Here is a 14576-nt window from a genome sequence, read left to right as displayed (position 1 = left end):
TCCTCCCTCCCTTCTTGTCGGCATGACGTCTCACGCGGTTTTCACGGGCCTGATCAATTTGCTGCTCGGCATGGGCCTCGGCGTGGCGGGCGGTTTGCTCGGCATTGGCGGCGGGCTGATCGCCATTCCTGTGCTCGGCTATCTATATGGAATGGACCAGCATCTGGCGCAGGGCACCGCGCTGGTAATGATCGCGCCCAATGTGCTGACCGGTTTCTGGCGGTATCACCAGCGGCATCCGGTGCATCTGCGTTCCGTCGCGCTGATCTGCGTGTTTTCGATGGCGGCGACCTACGTTGCCGCGCGTTTTGCAGCGGGGCTCGATGCTCATCTGCTGCATACGGCGTTTGCCGTATTCCTGATCGCGCTGGCGGTGTACTTTGCCTCGCAGCTCAAAGAGAAGCCGAATACCGGTGATAGGGCGCACGCTGCTCCACGTGCCATGCCTGCTGCTGCCCTGCCATTGATGGGCGTCGCCAGCGGAGCGATGTCGGGCATCTTCACGGTGGGCGGCGGGCTGGTGGTGGTGCCGGCGCTGGTGACGTTCTTCGGGATGCCGCAGACGCGTGCCCAGGGCATGGCCCTCGCGCTGGTGGTACCGGGCTCGTTGATCGCACTTGCCACGTATGCGCATGCTGGCCATGTGGATTGGGGAACGGGCATCCCGCTGGCGGCCGGTGGTATTGCGAGCGTGTCGTGGGGTGTCGCGTTGGCGTATCGCTTTTCAGCGCGGCGTCTGCGGCTGGCGTTTTGCACCGTGCTGCTGGGTACCGCGCTGATGATGCTGCTGGTCAAGCCAGCCTGATTGGCTGATTTTTTCAGAACGGAGGAGGGCATCGTGTCGGAACAAGACAAGCAGGCCGGACGCGCACGCCGGGCGCAGGTGATGGGCGACGCATTCGTGGAACGCGCGATGAGCGGGCTGGATGCCTTCTCGGCGCCGCTGCAAGACTGGCTGAACGAGCACGCCTGGGGCAGCACGTGGCAGCGTGATGGCATCGACCTCAAGACACGCAGCCTCTGCACCTGCGCGATGCTTGCCGCGCTGGGCCGCAGCACTGAACTGAAGGGCCATGTGCGGGGCGCCCTCAACAACGGCGCAACGGCGGTGGAGATTCGCGAAGTGCTGCTGCATAGCGCCATCTATGCCGGCGCACCGGCTGCCATTGAGGCGTTTCGTTCGGCGCGTGAGGTGCTCAACGAACTCGGTATCGAGATCGAAGAGGCACGCTAGCGGCGCTTTGCTATGCCAACTGAGACCTGATCGACATGGATGCTTTCGACGACGATCTGACGGAGTTTGCAGCCCACGGGGCTAAACCGCTGCCGGCCCCCGCTGCGCAAGGGCATGTCGAGCACGATGGCGCCCGCATCTGGTATGCGACCTTCGGCACCGGCAGGCCGGTGATCCTGCTGCATGGCGGGCTGGGCCACAGCGGCAACTGGGGGTATCAGGTGCCGGCACTCATGACTGCCGGCTACCGGCCCATCGTCATCGACAGCCGCGGACACGGCCGCAGCACACGCGATGCGCAACCTTATGCCTACACACGCATGGCGTCTGACGTGCGCGCCGTCATGAATATGCTGCGCATCGACTGCGCGCCGTTCATCGGCTGGAGCGATGGTGCTTGCGTTGCGCTCACCCTGGCCATGCAGACACCGGAACGCGTTATGGGCGTGTTCTTCTTTGGCTGCAACATGGACCCAAGTGGCGCCATGCCTTTTGAACCGACGCCCGTCATCGATCGCTGTTTTGCGCGCCACCGAAAGGATTACACCGCGCTCTCATCCACGCCCGGCGATTTCGATGCATTCGTCGCGGCCGTCACCGAAATGATGCAGACGCAACCGAACGCAACGGCCGCGGAGCTGGCGGCGACGCGCGTGCCCGTGACGATCGCACACAGCGAATACGACGAGTTCATCCGCCCCGAACACGCCCACTATCTGGCGCGGACCATCCCAGATGCCCAGTTTGTGTTGCTGCCGGGCGTGAGCCATTTCGCGCCGTTGCAGAAGCCCGCGTTGTTCAACGACGCCGTGCTCGCATTTCTGCACGGACTTCTTCCGCTGTAGGCTGCGTCAGGGCCGATGCGTTATCCACAGAAACAGTGGGTAAGCCTGTGGATAACAATGCGCGACCGCGGTACCACGCGGTTCGCAGTGCTTTGCCGTCTGCGTAGGCAGGCTGGCGCGACGCGGGTGTCGCCGCGCTGCCGATTTCAATGCGCGCTTAGTTGCGCGTGCCGGACGGGCCGTAGGTCGCCTTGATCGCCTTGTGCCGGGCTTCCATTTCCTGGCGCAGGGCGCGGCGCTGCTGCGCGGCTTCAAAGCGTTCCTTTTCCTCTGCGTTGGCGGGCATCAGCGGCGGTACGTCGGCCGGTTTGCCGTCGTCATCGACAGCCACCATCGTGAAGTAGCAGCTGTTGGTATGGCGCACGACCTGGTTGCGGATGTTCTCCGTGACCACCTTGATGCCGATTTCCATCGACGTGCGGCCGGTGTAGTTGACCGACGCCAGGAACGTCACCAGTTCACCCACGTGAATCGGCTGGCGGAACACTACCTGGTCCACCGACAGCGTGACCACATAGCGGCCGGCATAGCGGCTCGCGCATGCATACGCAACCTGATCGAGAAACTTGAGGATGTGGCCGCCGTGCACGTTGCCGGAAAAATTGGCCATGTCGGGCGTCATCAGCACGGTCATGCTGAGCTGGTGGGATTGCGTATTCATGGGGCGTTGAAACAGAAATGATGGGGAAAGCAGGGCGCGCAGAAATGGGTACGCAACTGCCAGCCATTGTGCCGTGCGCGGCGCACGTTGTGCTGCATTGCGTGAAATTTGATGGCATCGCGCTACACTAGCGCCTTCCGCCGCAAACGATTTTCAGCCCATCCGGTTTTCCATGCACCGCTTGCTGACCCGCCTCCTGCTCTGGCTGGTTGTCCTGGCACTGCCCCTGCAAGGGTTTGCCGCGACGGCCATGATGGCGCGCGGCGGTGCCATGGACGATGCAAGGGTTGCCCTGGCAACGCCGGATGACGGTGCCGTCATGTCCGACGCCTGCCATGAGCACGAAGATGTCGTGGCAACCGGCGCCGAGCCGAAAGCGCCAGCGCAGTCGCACTGCAAGACCTGCCCGATCTGCGCGACGTGTTCGCTCGGTGCGGTCGTCCCCCTGGCCGCCAGTCTTGGTGTGCCGCTGATCAAGCTGCCGGCCGCTGTGCCGCGTGGCCTCGCCGTTTCCTTCCGCAGCTTCATTCCCGAAGCGCTCCAACGTCCACCCTCGATTCGCGTTTGACGCCACCAGTCCGTCCATAGAGCGGGCTGGCCTCTGGTTCTGCGGCTCCGTGCACGACACGCGGCCGTATGTCATCACGCTTGATCGAGGTTTCTCATGCTTTCCACACGATGGTTCGTGGCCGCCGCGCTGCTGGCGCTGGTGCCGCCATGGGTAGTCGCGCAGGGCGCCGCATCTGCGCCGGCGGCATCTCCGCCTGATCCGCTGAACGCGGACGCCGCTGTGCCGGCCGTCGCCGCGCCGCGCACATTTGACAGTTACCACGCGTATCGCGATACCGGTCCTGCGCCCTGGCGCGAGACCAACGCAGCCGTGGGCCCTAAGCCGGGCGGGGCCGCGCATGGCGGCCACGCAGCGCACAGCATGCCCGCGAGCGCGCCGGCCGCCTCCTCCAACAAGCCTGCCGGCGAGCCCATGCCCGGCATGCACCACCACTGAGGAGGCGCCATGCTCAAACTCTCCAACCGCCGACTCGCCCTGTGCGCGCTGGCGGGCACACTGCTGCTGAGCGGCTGCGCCACCATCACGCAAGACAGCGGCTTCAAGACCGTTGCCGATGTGGCGCGCGAAAGGCTCGGCAAAGATGCCACCTGGCAGCGTTCACCGGAAGCACGCGACAGCGCCGCGCAACGCACGCGCGAGCTGCTGGCCCAGCCGCTGACGATGGACAGCGCCGTGCAGATCGCACTGCTGAACAACCGTGGTCTGCAGGCTTCGTATGCGGAGCTGGGCTTGTCCGAAGCCGCGCTCGTGCAGGCCAGCCGCTTGCCGAATCCCGGTTTCAGTTTCAAGCGCACGCGCAACGGCGACGACTTGTCGATCGAGCGCACGTTCTCGCTGTCGTTCCTGAACCTGCTGACGCTGCCGATGGCCGCGCGTATCGAAGGCCGTTACTTCGAGCAGACCAAGCTGCTGGTCGCCAATCAGATGCTGCAGGTGGCCGCAGAGACACGCCGCGCATACGTCAATGCCGTCGCTGCGGAGCAATCTGCGCGCTATGCCGAGCAGGTTCAGCAAGCCGCCGAAGCCGGGGCCGAGTTCGCCAAGCGCCTGGCGTCTGCGGGCAACTTCAGCAAGCTGGATCGCGCGCGTGAGCACGCTTTCTATGCAGAGGCCACCGCCACCTTGGCGTGCGCGCGCCAGCAGGCGCAGGCCGAGCGCGAAGCGTTGATCCGCCTGCTGGGTGTATGGGGCGCAGATACCGACTTCAAGCTGCCGGAACGGCTGCCCGACCTGCCGAAGGATCGCCCTGAACTGCAGCAGATCGAGGCCTATGCGCTGCGCAATCGGCTCGATATCCAGGCCGGCAAGTGGCAGGTCGAGGGGTTGGCATCGTCGCTGGGGCTCACGCAGGCCACGCGCTTCATCAACGTGCTCGACCTCGGCTACGTGCGCAATAGCAAATCCAACGAGCTACGTGAAACGGGCTACGAGATCAGCATCGAGATCCCGCTGTTCGACTGGGGCGGCGCCCGCGTGGCACGTGCGCAGTCGATCTACATGCAGGCCGCCGATCAGCTTGCCGACACGGCTGTGCGTGCGCGTTCTGAAGTGCGCGAATCGTACGTGCGCTACCAGACCGCATACGACCTCACGCGCCACTACCGCGACGAGGTCGTGCCCGTGCGCAAGCGCATCTCCGACGAGATGCTGCTGCGCTACAACGGCATGCTCGTGAGTGTGTTCGAACTGCTGGCCGATGCGCGCGAGCAGGTGAATGCCGTGAACGGCTACATCGACGCGCTGCGCGGTTACTGGATTGCACAGACCGACCTGCAGATGGCGCTGGGCGGCAAGCTGCCGACGCCTGAAGCGAATGCGGCCACCACAGCGCCGAACCCTCCTCAAGGACATTGAACATGGTTTCCCGACGTCAATTTCTCGGCGGCACGGGCGCGGCCATGCTGGGCGCAGCGATGGTCTCGCGCGCCGGCGCGGCCTCGCTGCCCGAAGCACCGCTGCAAACGAAGCCCGCCACGCAGCCGCCCCTTGCGCCGCCCAACGGCCGCCCCTACAACCCCGTCGTGACCCTCAACGGTTGGACGCTGCCATGGCGCATGCGCGGTGGCTGGAAGGAGTTCCACCTCGTGGCCGAACCGGTCGAGCGTGAATTCGCGCCCGGCATGACGGGCCACCTCTGGGGCTACAACGGCCAGAGCCCCGGCCCGACGATCGAATGCGTGGAAGGCGATCGCGTGCGCATCTTCGTCACCAACAAGCTGCCCGAGCACACCACGGTGCACTGGCACGGCATGATCCTGCCCGCCGGCATGGACGGTGTGGGTGGCCTGTCGCAGCCGCACATTCCACCGGGCAAGACCTTCGTCTACGAGTTCGAGATGAAGAAGTCCGGCACCTTCATGTACCACCCGCATTCCGACGAGATGGTGCAGATGGCGATGGGCATGATGGGCTTGATCGTCGTGCATCCGAAAGACCCGGCGCAGCACCGTGTCGACCGCGACTTCGTCTTCCTGCTTGCCGCGTACGACATCGACCCCGGCTCCTACACGCCGCGCGTGGCCGAGATGACCAACTTCAACATGTGGACGTGGAACAGCCGCGTCTTCCCCGGCATCGACCCGTTGCCGGTGCGTCTGGGCGACCGCGTGCGCATCCGCATGGGCAACCTCACGATGACGAACCACCCGATGCACCTGCATGGCCACACCTTCGAAGTGGCCGGCACAGACGGCGGCTGGGTACAGCGCAGCGCGCGCTGGCCGGAGGTGACGACGGACATTGCCGTGGGCCAGATGCGCGCCATTGAGTTCATCGCAGATAACCCCGGCGATTGGGCCTTCCACTGCCACAAGTCGCACCACACGATGAACGCGATGGGGCACAACGTGCCGACCATGATCGGCGTGCAGCAGAAAGACCTCGCCAAGAAGATGAACGCGCTGGTGCCCGACTACATGGGCATGGGCCAGGCCGGCATGGCCGACATGGGCGAGATGGAAATGCCTCTGCCCGACAACACGCTGCCCATGATGACGGGGCAGGGCCCGTTCGGCGCCATTGAAATGGGCGGCATGTTCACGGTGATGAAGGTGCGCCGAGATCTGCCGCGCAACAGTTATGCGGACCCCGGTTGGTACAAGCACCCCAAGGGCACCGTCGCCTACGAATACACCGGCACCGGCATCGACGACTGAGCGATGCCTCAATCCACATCCAATACGAAACCGAGACCGAACATGCAACGCAATCTGATCCGTTCCACCTTCCTGGCTGCGCTGATGTCGATAGCCGCCATCGTCAACGCCTCCGGCAATCACGCCGGCGGGCATGACCATGGCAATGCCGCCATCGGTGAACCCGGCGACGCCGCCCGCATCACGCGCACGGTGCACGTCGACATGACCGACACCATGCGCTTCACGCCCGCGCAGATTACCGTTCAGCGCGGCGATACCATCCGCTTCGAAGTCATCAACAGCGGGCAGGTGCGGCATGAGATGACGCTGGGCACGCCGGCCGATCTCGTTGCCCACGCCGAGCAGATGCGCAAGCACCCCGGGATGGAGCACGCCGACGCCAACACCGTCACCGTTGACCCGGGCCAGCGCGGCGAGATCGTCTGGCACTTCACGCGCACCGGCCCGGTGGAGTTTGCGTGTCTGCAGCCGGGGCATTTCGAGGCCGGCATGCGCGGCGCCGTGCAAGTGCGCGGCAACAAGTCCTGACCCCTCCCCAACCATCTCGTTCGACAAGGAGCCCAACATGTTTCGTCACGCCCTGATGCTGACCGCGCTGCTGGCCGGCGCGCCGTTCGTCCACGCAGCGGAAGACGCTGCCTTTGCGTCTGCGGCCACCGCTGCCGCCCCCATGTCAGAAGGCGAGATCAAGAAGATCGACACCGCTGCGGGCAAGCTGATCATCAAGCATGGTCCTCTCGACAACCTTGGCATGGAGCCGATGACGATGGTCTTTCGCGTCCAGGATCCGGCCATGCTTGGCAAAGTGCAGGTCGGCAGCAAAGTTCGGTTTGTTGCGGAGAAAGTGAATGGCGCACTGACCGTGACGGCCCTGGAGATTCAGTAACAAGAACGCGCGCGGGCGCATTCGTGCCCGCGTTCCATGCACTGGCCGTAGTACCGATGGCTCGCCAGCCTCGGATGACAGAAAAGTGTGACGTCACGACAACGGCCATGCGGCGGCCAATGCGCACCGTACGCAAGCCGAGGGCTCGGCGTCAGGAATCGTCTCGGGCAGGGCTGAGCCGCAGGATTCTTACGGTACAGTGAGGTCCGCCGCGGATGCGATGCACCGACAGGGCCGACGTGCTGTCTTAAGGGGGGAGCGCGATCGGCTGCATCGGCGGCAAATTTTGAGTGGTTTATGCGCCACTTCATCTGCACGTTGGGGCTTCAAATTTTTCACCCGAAAAGCAGCGCCCCGAAGTTTATTTTTGCGGCATCTTTTGGTTCATGCGTCATCTCACGTACCGTTTGAGCAGGGTCTCTGCAAGAAAATTCTGGTATTACTTTTCGAATGCCTCCAGCCATTTTCTCGCCCGTGCTACAAAAAATGGAAGAGCTGAAGCGATTCTGAAAAAGAAAAGCGATCAGCGGCGTATGCAGGACGTCTTTGATCGATTGAGTTATTACAACTCCGTTTCTGAAACATTCGACCCCAGCAAGAATGCCGTGGAGTATTCAAAGTTCTTGTTGAAATCCTCCACCAGCACCATTGTCAACAAAAATTGTGAAATAGGGAGCACCTATTTCTATGATCTCGTTGATCTGATGGATTATTTTGGCCCGGGCTACAGCTTTGACTACGACTGCGGGGACGTGACCGCTGAGCCGAACCACCCGGCGTTCGTAAAGAGCCGGCCGATCAAGACTAGCCCCCATAACGGGATTCTGCTGAAGCTCGACGCCATCCGGCATTTTTCGCTGGCACGCGACACGATCGCCTTCCACGACAAGAAGCCCATGGCGGTTTTCCGCGGTCCTTGCCATCAGGAGCATCGCAAAGCGTTTGTTGAGCGATGCCACGACCTTCCAAACGTCAATATCGGCGATACTCGGAAATCGGAGATTGGGAAGGCGACTTACAAATCGCCCATGACGATTGCGGAGCAATTACGATATCAATTCATTGTCAGCGTCGAGGGGAACGACGTTGCAACGAATTTGAAATGGATCATGGCGTCCAATTCGCTTTGCTTCATGCGGCGGCCCCGATATGAGACGTGGTTCATGGAGGGGAGGCTGATCCCGGAAGTCCATTATGTTCTGCTGAAGGATGATTATTCCGACCTCCAGGAGAAAATGGACCATTACCGGAAATACCCGGGCGATGCGCTCGCCATCGTCCGTAACGCCAATCGGTGGGTGGCGCAGTTCCTGAACCGTGACCAGGAACGCCTGCTCGGTTTGATGGTGATCGCGAAGTATTTCCGATTGTCCGGCCAGCAGGCGTTTTGGTAAGGCTCGGGCAGGACGGCACATACCGCGTTTGATCCTGCGCAGGCCGGTTGCGTGTGAGGCCTGCAACGCATACGGCGGCGCGTTACACTCGTTGTCTTTCGCCGTCTTCGTACGCTCTTTTCGACATGTCTGCGTCTGCCCCCACCGCCGCCCAGGTACACCCGCTTTCCGACGATCAGCAAGCCTTTTTCAAAGAGCACGGCTACGTCGTGTTGCGGGGCTTCGCCAGCCAGCAAGTGAGCGCCGCGTTGCTTGCAGCCGCGCAGGACGGGCTGGCCCGCGCGGCGGCACCAGTGGAGCTGGAGACTGACGTCGGCTATGCCGGCGCACCCCTCTCGCGCGAGGCCGAGGGCGGCCAGACAGTGCGCCGCCTGCTCGACGCCGATTCGCGCGGCACGCCTTATACGGAGTGGGCACGCGACCCGCGCGTGGCCGCCGCGATCGCGCAACTGATCGGTGGCCCCGTCCACCTTTCGCTCGCGCACCACAATTGCGTGATGACCAAACACCCAGCGTTTGGCACCGCCACACATTGGCACCGCGACAGCCGTTATTGGTCGTTCGCACGGAACGAACTCGTGTCGTCATGGCTGGCCCTGGTGGAGGAGACGGTCGACAACGGTTGTCTGTGGGTCATTCCGGGCAGCCACAAGCTTGACCTGCCCGCCGACCGGTTCGACGCCAAGCTGTTCCTGCGCCAGGAGCTGCCAGAGAACCGCGCGCTGATCGACACCGCGCGCCCCGTGCCGCTGCTGCCCGGTGACGTGCTGCTCTTCCACTGCAACACCTTCCATGCGGCCCGCGCCAACCAGACGGCCGCCGTCAAGTTCTCGGCAGTGTTTACGTATTACGGTCCCGATAACTACCCGTTGCCGGGCACGCGCTCGTCGGCGCGGCCCGATCCCCTGGTCGGTTGAGGTGCGCCCTCCCCCATTTGTAGGTGAGCGGCGGACAGATTTGTGTCATGCGTCTTTGTTAACGTGGTCTTCCAACGATCAACAACGGGGAACCACAATGCCGATTCAAGAAGTGACACATGGCGCGCATGTCATCTTCGTTGATCCGCTGCAACGCGATGATCATCGCTGGACGGCCCGTTTCCAGATCTGCCGCGCCGGCCACATCATCTGTGACTGGGAAGACGTTGAGATGCCCGAGGGCTTCATCTCGGCCCAGCTTGCCTTAAGTGCGAGTGTGCTGCTGGCCGACCACCGTTTGTCGAGCCTGCCGCATTAGCCTCCCACGCCATAAGCGCCCGCCCCTCCGGCGGGCGTTTTCGTTGGCACGTCAGGCGTGGATGTCCTGAGAATTCTGTGACGCGTTCATCGCCCGCAAGCGACCGTTTGCGCCCCGGTATCCGCACTTCGTCGCATGCGCGCTGACTACAGCATGGCACCCGCCTACATTGCCTCCTGACCGTCGGCCATCAACGCATCGCCGGCCACTCAGGAGACGCTCATGACTGCGATGTTTTCTCTGCCGCGCATTGCCCTGCCTCTGCTCGCGACCACACTCGCCGCGAGCGCGTCCGCCGCGACGCTGACTGTAGTGGTGGAGGGCGCACAAGGGCGCCAAGGTGCGGTGCGCGCGGCAATGTTCCGCGATACCGCCGGTTGGCTGAAGCCCGATTCGGCCGTCCGCGCTGACATTGCCGCGCTCGATAGCGTATCGGGCGGCAACGTGACCTTCGTGTATGCAGATCTGCCGGCGGGGCGCTACGCGTTGTCGGTCTTTCATGACGCGAATAACGACGGCAAACTTGGCACCAACCCGGCCGGCATTCCCATCGAGCCCTACGGTTTCAGCCGCGATGCACGTGGCCGCTTCGGTCCGCCCGCATTTGACGACGCCGCCATCGACGTGCAGGGCGACCAGCGCGTGACGATCCACCTGCACTGATGCTGAGCGAGGGCCCGTCATGCAACGCCGATCCTTTCTTGCGGCCTTGGGCGCCGCACCCTTTGGTTTGACCTTGACCGACGTGATGGCCGCCACCCCCGACCCGTGGGCTGCCGGGTTTGCAGCAGCTCGCGCGCAAACTCCATGGCTTGCCGGTTACCAGGGTGTCGGCGCCGACATGCCGACCCGCGCGGCGAAGGTGGACGGTGTCTTCCCGCCTGCGTTGCGCGGTGCCTTTTATCGAAACGGCCCGGCGCGGCACGAAATCTGCGGCGTGCGTTATCACCATCTGTTTGATGGCGACGGCATGATCCAGCGCTACGACATCAGCGAGCAGGGCGTGACGCACCGCGGCGTGTTCGTGCGCACCGACAAGTTCATCGCCGACACCGCCGCCGGCCGGCCGTTGCGCGCGACGTTCGGCACCGCCAGCCCCGGCATGGAGCCGGTGGCCTCGCCCGACAGCATCAACGTTGCCAACACGAGCCTGGTGATGCACGGCGACGAGATGTTCGCGCTGTGGGAAGGCGGCTCGGCCACGCGTGTCGATCCGGATTCGCTGCGCACGCTGGGCGTGCAGACCTGGCGCGACGACTACAAGGGCATGCCGTTTTCCGCCCACCCCAAGGTCGAGCCCGACGGCACGCTGTGGAATTTTGGCGTGAGCAGCGCGGCCGGTCTGCTGACCGTCTACTGCGTGGGCGCAGACGGCGCACTCAAGCGCGTGGAGTCCATCAAGGTGCCGGACATGGCGATGGTGCACGACTTTGCCGTGACGCAGCGCCACCTGGTGTTTCTGCTGCCGCCGTTCGTGTACGACGTTGAACGCTCGCACGCCGGCATGTCGTTTCTCGATTCCCATGTCTGGCGGCCGGAGCTGGGCATGCGCGTGCTGGTGCTGGATAAGGACGACATCACGCGCATGCACTGGCTGGCGTTGCCGGCGGGCTTTGTGTTCCACCTGGGCAATGCGTGGTCGTCGCCGGATGGGCAGGAGATCCATCTCGATTACATTCGCTCGGACGATGCCTCGGTCGTCACCACGTCGCTGCGTGAACTGATGCGCGGGCAGATCCGCCCATCGCCCGGCGCGCGTCTCACGCAAGTGCGTCTGAATCTGCGAACGGGCCGCGCCGAGCAGTTCAGCACCGACCACGTTGCTGAATTCCCGAAGATCGATTCGCGACGCACCGCACAGCGCCATCGCGCGCTGTTCATGGTGGCCCACACGGCGCCATCGTCGGATGGCGGCCCGCAGGCGCTGCACGGCTTTGACACCGTCATGCGCGTCGACATCGATTCAGGGCAGACCGAGCAATACCGCTTCGGCCACCGCACGCTGGTGGAAGAACACGTGTTCGTGCCGGCATCGGCCAGCGCCCGCGAAGGCGAGGGCTGGCTGATCGGCACGGTCTTCGATGTGGATGCTGGCTGCACGAAGCTGACGGCCTTCGATGCACAGCGAGTTGCCGCAGGGCCCGTCGCCACGGCGAGCCTGAACGGCGTGGCGCCGCTCGGCCTGCATGGGTTGTTTCGCGCGGCTTAAACGCAGTGGCGGCTCAGAGCGCGTGCGTCAGCAGGCCGAAGCACTGCCGGAGGAGCGCCCGCACTCAGCCGCACTGACCCGCGCTACCGGAACGCGGGCTCGTCAAAGCTGCGCAGCTTGCGCGAGTGGAGCGCCTCAACCCCGCTTTCGCGCAACAGGCGCACGGCCTCCATGCCGATGTCCAAATGCTGGCTGACACGCTGGCGGTAGAACAGGTTGGCCATGCCGCGCAGCTTCAGTTCGCCATGCAGCGGCTTGTCGGACACGCACAGCAGGGTGCCGTAGGGCACGCGCAGGCGGAAGCCGTTGGCGGCAATCGTCGCACTTTCCATGTCGATGGCAATCGCGCGCGACTGGTTGAAGCGGCTGTACAGCGCCTGGTACTTCAGCTCCCAGTTGCGGTCGTCGGTGGAGACCACCGTGCCGGTGCGCATGCGCGACTTCATGTCGGCGCCCGACAGCCCCGTGATGCGCGCCACGGCCTCCTGCAGCGCCACCTGGATCTCGGCGATGGGCGGCACGGGCACCCACGGCGGCAGGTCTTGGTCGAGCACGTGGTCGTCGCGCACATAGGCGTGGGCGAGCACGTAGTCGCCCAGCTGCTGTGAACGCCGCAGGCCGCCGCAGTGGCCGATCATCATCCAGCAGTGCGGACGCAGCACGGCCAGATGATCGGTGATGGTCTTGGCGTTGGACGGGCCCACGCCGATGTTCACCAGCGTCACGCCCAGGCGGTCTTCGCGCACCAGGTGGTAGGCGGGCATCTGCGGGAGGCCCTTGATGCGGTGGGAGTCGTCCGGCGCGGGCATGCCGAGGTCGTGCTCGGTGTCGCCGGGTTCGACAAAGCGGATGTAGCCCTCGTCGTTGCCGTCCTCCATGAGCTTGCGGCCGAGGGCGGCAAACTCATCGACGTAGCGCTGGTAGTTGGTGAACAGCACGAAGCGCTGGAAGTGCTTCGGGTGCGTGGCGGTGTAGTGGTACAGGCGCTGCAGGGCCAGGTCGACACGCTCGGCCGTGAACATCGACAGCGGCTGCGGTTCATCACCAACCGGGCGGTATGTGCCGTTGGCAATGGAATCGTCGATCTGCGCAAGGTCGGGCAGCGTGAACGCACCGCCGAGCGCGCGCGCCTGTTCCGGCGTGATGTCCACCGTCGACGCCTCCACCACGAACGGCAGCGGAATCGGCCGGTTGCTCACGCCCACCACGACGGGGCTGTTGTGATAGTGCAGCAGCCGTTCGATCTGCACGCGGTAGTAGTCACGGAAGAGGTCCGGGCGCGTAAGCGTCGTGCCGTACACGCCGGGATACGCCACTGTGCCCCATGCCGGCCGCGCGTCGCTCACCAGCGTTTTCGGGTCGACGGTGATGCCGAGGTACGGATAGCAGGCGGCGAGGTCTTCGCTGCAATCCTCGCCGCGCGCAAAGGCGTGGAAGCGATCGCGGATCGCCTGCGCGGAGCGCTCGTAGATGGCGGTGATGCGCTCGACGGCAGTGTTGGCGTCGGTGCAGATCGCCAGGTCGTGCGCGGGATAGAGATGGGTAGTGGCGCGGGTATCGGTCATGTTCTCGATGATACCGACGTTTTGTGAACCCACGATAGCGATGTGACCTAAGTCACGGCATCAGAAACAGGGCGTTCGCGCCAGCGCAAAAAGCGTTGCCAGGTCGACATGGGGGCCGGTTGCGCCGCAGGCGTGCGGGGGCCTGTACGCAACCAATTGGGCAAGGCCTCGATGCCGGTGCACAGCAGGAAATACAGCACGGCCACCGCGCCGAACACCTCGGCCGGGTAGGCCACCGTGCGGCTGTTGACCTGGCTGGCGGCGGTGGACAGTTCCACCACGCCCACGATATACGCCAGCGATGTGTCCTTGACCGTCGATACCCATTGGTTGGCGAGTGACGGCAGCATGATGCGCCACGCCTGCGGCAGCACCACGGTCAGCAGCGCCTGTGGGGGCGACATGCCCAGCGCCAGTGCCGCATTGCGCTGCCCGGCACCGACGGCACGCAAGCCGGCTTCCATGCTTTGGGTGATGTAGGCCGCGCCCACGGCGGCAAGGGCAGCGACCACCGTGGCGGTTTCCGGCACCGACACGCCCAGGGCCATGGGGATCAGAAAGTACGCCCAGAACATCAGCATGAGTACCGGGATGGCCCGCAGCATGGCCAGCAGCCCGCGCAGCAGGCGCGCCAACCGGCGCAAGCCCGGCGTGGCGTCGAGCCTGTCCAGCAACAGCGCACAACCGACGCCCGCTGCCGTGGCGACCACGCACGCCCACAGCGCCATCCACAAGGTGAGCGCCGCGCCGGCCAGCGGGCCATTCGGATACGGACCGATCAGCAGGTAACGCAGGTGCAGGGGTACAGCTTCCATCG

Annotated in this window: 17 protein-coding genes; 14 read left to right on the top strand and 3 right to left on the bottom strand. The window is 64.3% G+C overall.

Features of this window, described 5'->3' with window-relative positions:
- Nucleotides 1-22 precede the first annotated feature (22 nt).
- The 3 genes from AAHM38_RS21610 to AAHM38_RS21600 are packed head-to-tail and all read left to right on the top strand — an operon-like array spanning nt 23 to nt 2079.
- Nucleotides 23-805, top strand: a complete 783-nt coding sequence (locus AAHM38_RS21610) for a sulfite exporter TauE/SafE family protein (RefSeq protein WP_116576688.1) — start codon at nt 23-25, stop codon at nt 803-805.
- Between the two features lie 33 nt (nt 806-838).
- Nucleotides 839-1234 carry a carboxymuconolactone decarboxylase family protein gene (locus AAHM38_RS21605; protein WP_116576710.1) on the top strand — a complete coding sequence of 132 codons (396 nt, stop codon included), beginning with the start codon at nt 839-841 and terminating at the stop codon, nt 1232-1234.
- Nucleotides 1235-1269: 35 nt separating this feature from the next.
- Nucleotides 1270-2079 (top strand): alpha/beta fold hydrolase, encoded by an 810-nt coding sequence (locus AAHM38_RS21600; RefSeq protein WP_116576687.1) that lies wholly within the window; start codon nt 1270-1272, stop codon nt 2077-2079.
- Between the two features lie 157 nt (nt 2080-2236).
- On the opposite strand, the gene AAHM38_RS21595 is transcribed toward AAHM38_RS21600, so the two are convergent.
- Nucleotides 2237-2740 carry an acyl-CoA thioesterase gene (locus AAHM38_RS21595; RefSeq protein ID WP_009240329.1) on the bottom strand — a complete coding sequence of 168 codons (504 nt, stop codon included), beginning with the start codon at nt 2738-2740 and terminating at the stop codon, nt 2237-2239.
- A 172-nt stretch (nt 2741-2912) separates the two neighbouring features.
- Here AAHM38_RS21595 and AAHM38_RS21590 point away from each other — a divergent pair, with 172 nt between their 5' ends.
- The 11 genes from AAHM38_RS21590 (at nt 2913) to AAHM38_RS21540 (ending at nt 12194) form a co-directional block, all read left to right on the top strand.
- Nucleotides 2913-3308 (top strand): hypothetical protein, encoded by a 396-nt coding sequence (locus tag AAHM38_RS21590; protein WP_103519292.1) that lies wholly within the window; start codon nt 2913-2915, stop codon nt 3306-3308.
- Between the two features lie 96 nt (nt 3309-3404).
- Nucleotides 3405-3746, top strand: a complete 342-nt coding sequence (locus AAHM38_RS21585; protein ID WP_116576686.1) for a hypothetical protein — start codon at nt 3405-3407, stop codon at nt 3744-3746.
- 9 nt (nt 3747-3755) lie between these two features.
- On the top strand, nt 3756-5165 hold the full coding sequence (locus AAHM38_RS21580) for a TolC family protein (protein WP_116576685.1): 1410 nt from the start codon (nt 3756-3758) through the stop codon (nt 5163-5165).
- Nucleotides 5166-5167: 2 nt separating this feature from the next.
- Nucleotides 5168-6466 carry a copper oxidase gene (locus AAHM38_RS21575; RefSeq protein ID WP_103519289.1) on the top strand — a complete coding sequence of 433 codons (1299 nt, stop codon included), beginning with the start codon at nt 5168-5170 and terminating at the stop codon, nt 6464-6466.
- Between the two features lie 42 nt (nt 6467-6508).
- A complete protein-coding gene (locus tag AAHM38_RS21570) occupies nt 6509-6997 on the top strand; it encodes a cupredoxin domain-containing protein (protein ID WP_116576684.1) in 489 nt (162 codons plus the stop codon).
- A gap of 37 nt (nt 6998-7034) precedes the next feature.
- Nucleotides 7035-7355 carry a copper-binding protein gene (locus AAHM38_RS21565; RefSeq protein WP_116576683.1) on the top strand — a complete coding sequence of 107 codons (321 nt, stop codon included), beginning with the start codon at nt 7035-7037 and terminating at the stop codon, nt 7353-7355.
- 290 nt (nt 7356-7645) lie between these two features.
- Nucleotides 7646-8749 carry a glycosyl transferase family 90 gene (locus AAHM38_RS21560; protein WP_304540747.1) on the top strand — a complete coding sequence of 368 codons (1104 nt, stop codon included), beginning with the start codon at nt 7646-7648 and terminating at the stop codon, nt 8747-8749.
- Between the two features lie 125 nt (nt 8750-8874).
- Nucleotides 8875-9666 (top strand): phytanoyl-CoA dioxygenase family protein, encoded by a 792-nt coding sequence (locus AAHM38_RS21555; protein WP_116576681.1) that lies wholly within the window; start codon nt 8875-8877, stop codon nt 9664-9666.
- Nucleotides 9667-9763: 97 nt separating this feature from the next.
- Nucleotides 9764-9985: a hypothetical protein gene (locus AAHM38_RS21550; RefSeq protein WP_009240338.1), complete on the top strand. Its 222-nt coding sequence runs from the start codon at nt 9764-9766 to the stop codon at nt 9983-9985.
- A gap of 222 nt (nt 9986-10207) precedes the next feature.
- Complete coding sequence (locus AAHM38_RS21545; protein ID WP_009240339.1) at nt 10208-10648, top strand: DUF2141 domain-containing protein; 441 nt, start codon at nt 10208-10210, stop codon at nt 10646-10648.
- 19 nt (nt 10649-10667) lie between these two features.
- Nucleotides 10668-12194 (top strand): carotenoid oxygenase family protein, encoded by a 1527-nt coding sequence (locus AAHM38_RS21540; protein ID WP_116576680.1) that lies wholly within the window; start codon nt 10668-10670, stop codon nt 12192-12194.
- An 83-nt stretch (nt 12195-12277) separates the two neighbouring features.
- Here AAHM38_RS21540 and AAHM38_RS21535 read toward each other — a convergent pair whose 3' ends face one another.
- A complete protein-coding gene (locus tag AAHM38_RS21535) occupies nt 12278-13759 on the bottom strand; it encodes an AMP nucleosidase (protein ID WP_116576679.1) in 1482 nt (493 codons plus the stop codon).
- A 47-nt stretch (nt 13760-13806) separates the two neighbouring features.
- Nucleotides 13807-14574, bottom strand: a complete 768-nt coding sequence (locus AAHM38_RS21530; RefSeq protein ID WP_116576678.1) for an amino acid ABC transporter permease — start codon at nt 14572-14574, stop codon at nt 13807-13809.
- Nucleotides 14575-14576: the final 2 nt, after the last annotated feature.

It is taken from the genome of Ralstonia sp. OTU4908, from assembly GCF_038440115.1.
Classification (GTDB): domain Bacteria; phylum Pseudomonadota; class Gammaproteobacteria; order Burkholderiales; family Burkholderiaceae; genus Ralstonia; species Ralstonia pickettii.
This window is presented reverse-complemented; position numbering and strand designations above follow the sequence as displayed.

Bases quoted from the DNA above. Each gene is read 5' to 3' on its own strand.
- AAHM38_RS21590 (WP_103519292.1), top strand. From the start codon at position 2,913: ATGCACCGCTTGCTGACCCGCCTCCTGCTCTGGCTGGTTGTCCTGGCA.
- AAHM38_RS21555 (WP_116576681.1), top strand. From the start codon at position 8,875: ATGTCTGCGTCTGCCCCCACCGCCGCCCAGGTACACCCGCTTTCCGAC.
- AAHM38_RS21545 (WP_009240339.1), top strand. From the start codon at position 10,208: ATGACTGCGATGTTTTCTCTGCCGCGCATTGCCCTGCCTCTGCTCGCG.
- AAHM38_RS21570 (WP_116576684.1), top strand. From the start codon at position 6,509: ATGCAACGCAATCTGATCCGTTCCACCTTCCTGGCTGCGCTGATGTCG.
- AAHM38_RS21575 (WP_103519289.1), top strand. From the start codon at position 5,168: ATGGTTTCCCGACGTCAATTTCTCGGCGGCACGGGCGCGGCCATGCTG.
- AAHM38_RS21565 (WP_116576683.1), top strand. From the start codon at position 7,035: ATGTTTCGTCACGCCCTGATGCTGACCGCGCTGCTGGCCGGCGCGCCG.
- AAHM38_RS21530 (WP_116576678.1), bottom strand. From the start codon at position 14,574: ATGGAAGCTGTACCCCTGCACCTGCGTTACCTGCTGATCGGTCCGTAT.
- AAHM38_RS21540 (WP_116576680.1), top strand. From the start codon at position 10,668: ATGCAACGCCGATCCTTTCTTGCGGCCTTGGGCGCCGCACCCTTTGGT.
- AAHM38_RS21535 (WP_116576679.1), bottom strand. From the start codon at position 13,759: ATGACCGATACCCGCGCCACTACCCATCTCTATCCCGCGCACGACCTG.
- AAHM38_RS21580 (WP_116576685.1), top strand. From the start codon at position 3,756: ATGCTCAAACTCTCCAACCGCCGACTCGCCCTGTGCGCGCTGGCGGGC.
- AAHM38_RS21600 (WP_116576687.1), top strand. From the start codon at position 1,270: ATGGATGCTTTCGACGACGATCTGACGGAGTTTGCAGCCCACGGGGCT.
- AAHM38_RS21585 (WP_116576686.1), top strand. From the start codon at position 3,405: ATGCTTTCCACACGATGGTTCGTGGCCGCCGCGCTGCTGGCGCTGGTG.
- AAHM38_RS21550 (WP_009240338.1), top strand. From the start codon at position 9,764: ATGCCGATTCAAGAAGTGACACATGGCGCGCATGTCATCTTCGTTGAT.
- AAHM38_RS21595 (WP_009240329.1), bottom strand. From the start codon at position 2,740: ATGAATACGCAATCCCACCAGCTCAGCATGACCGTGCTGATGACGCCC.
- AAHM38_RS21610 (WP_116576688.1), top strand. From the start codon at position 23: ATGACGTCTCACGCGGTTTTCACGGGCCTGATCAATTTGCTGCTCGGC.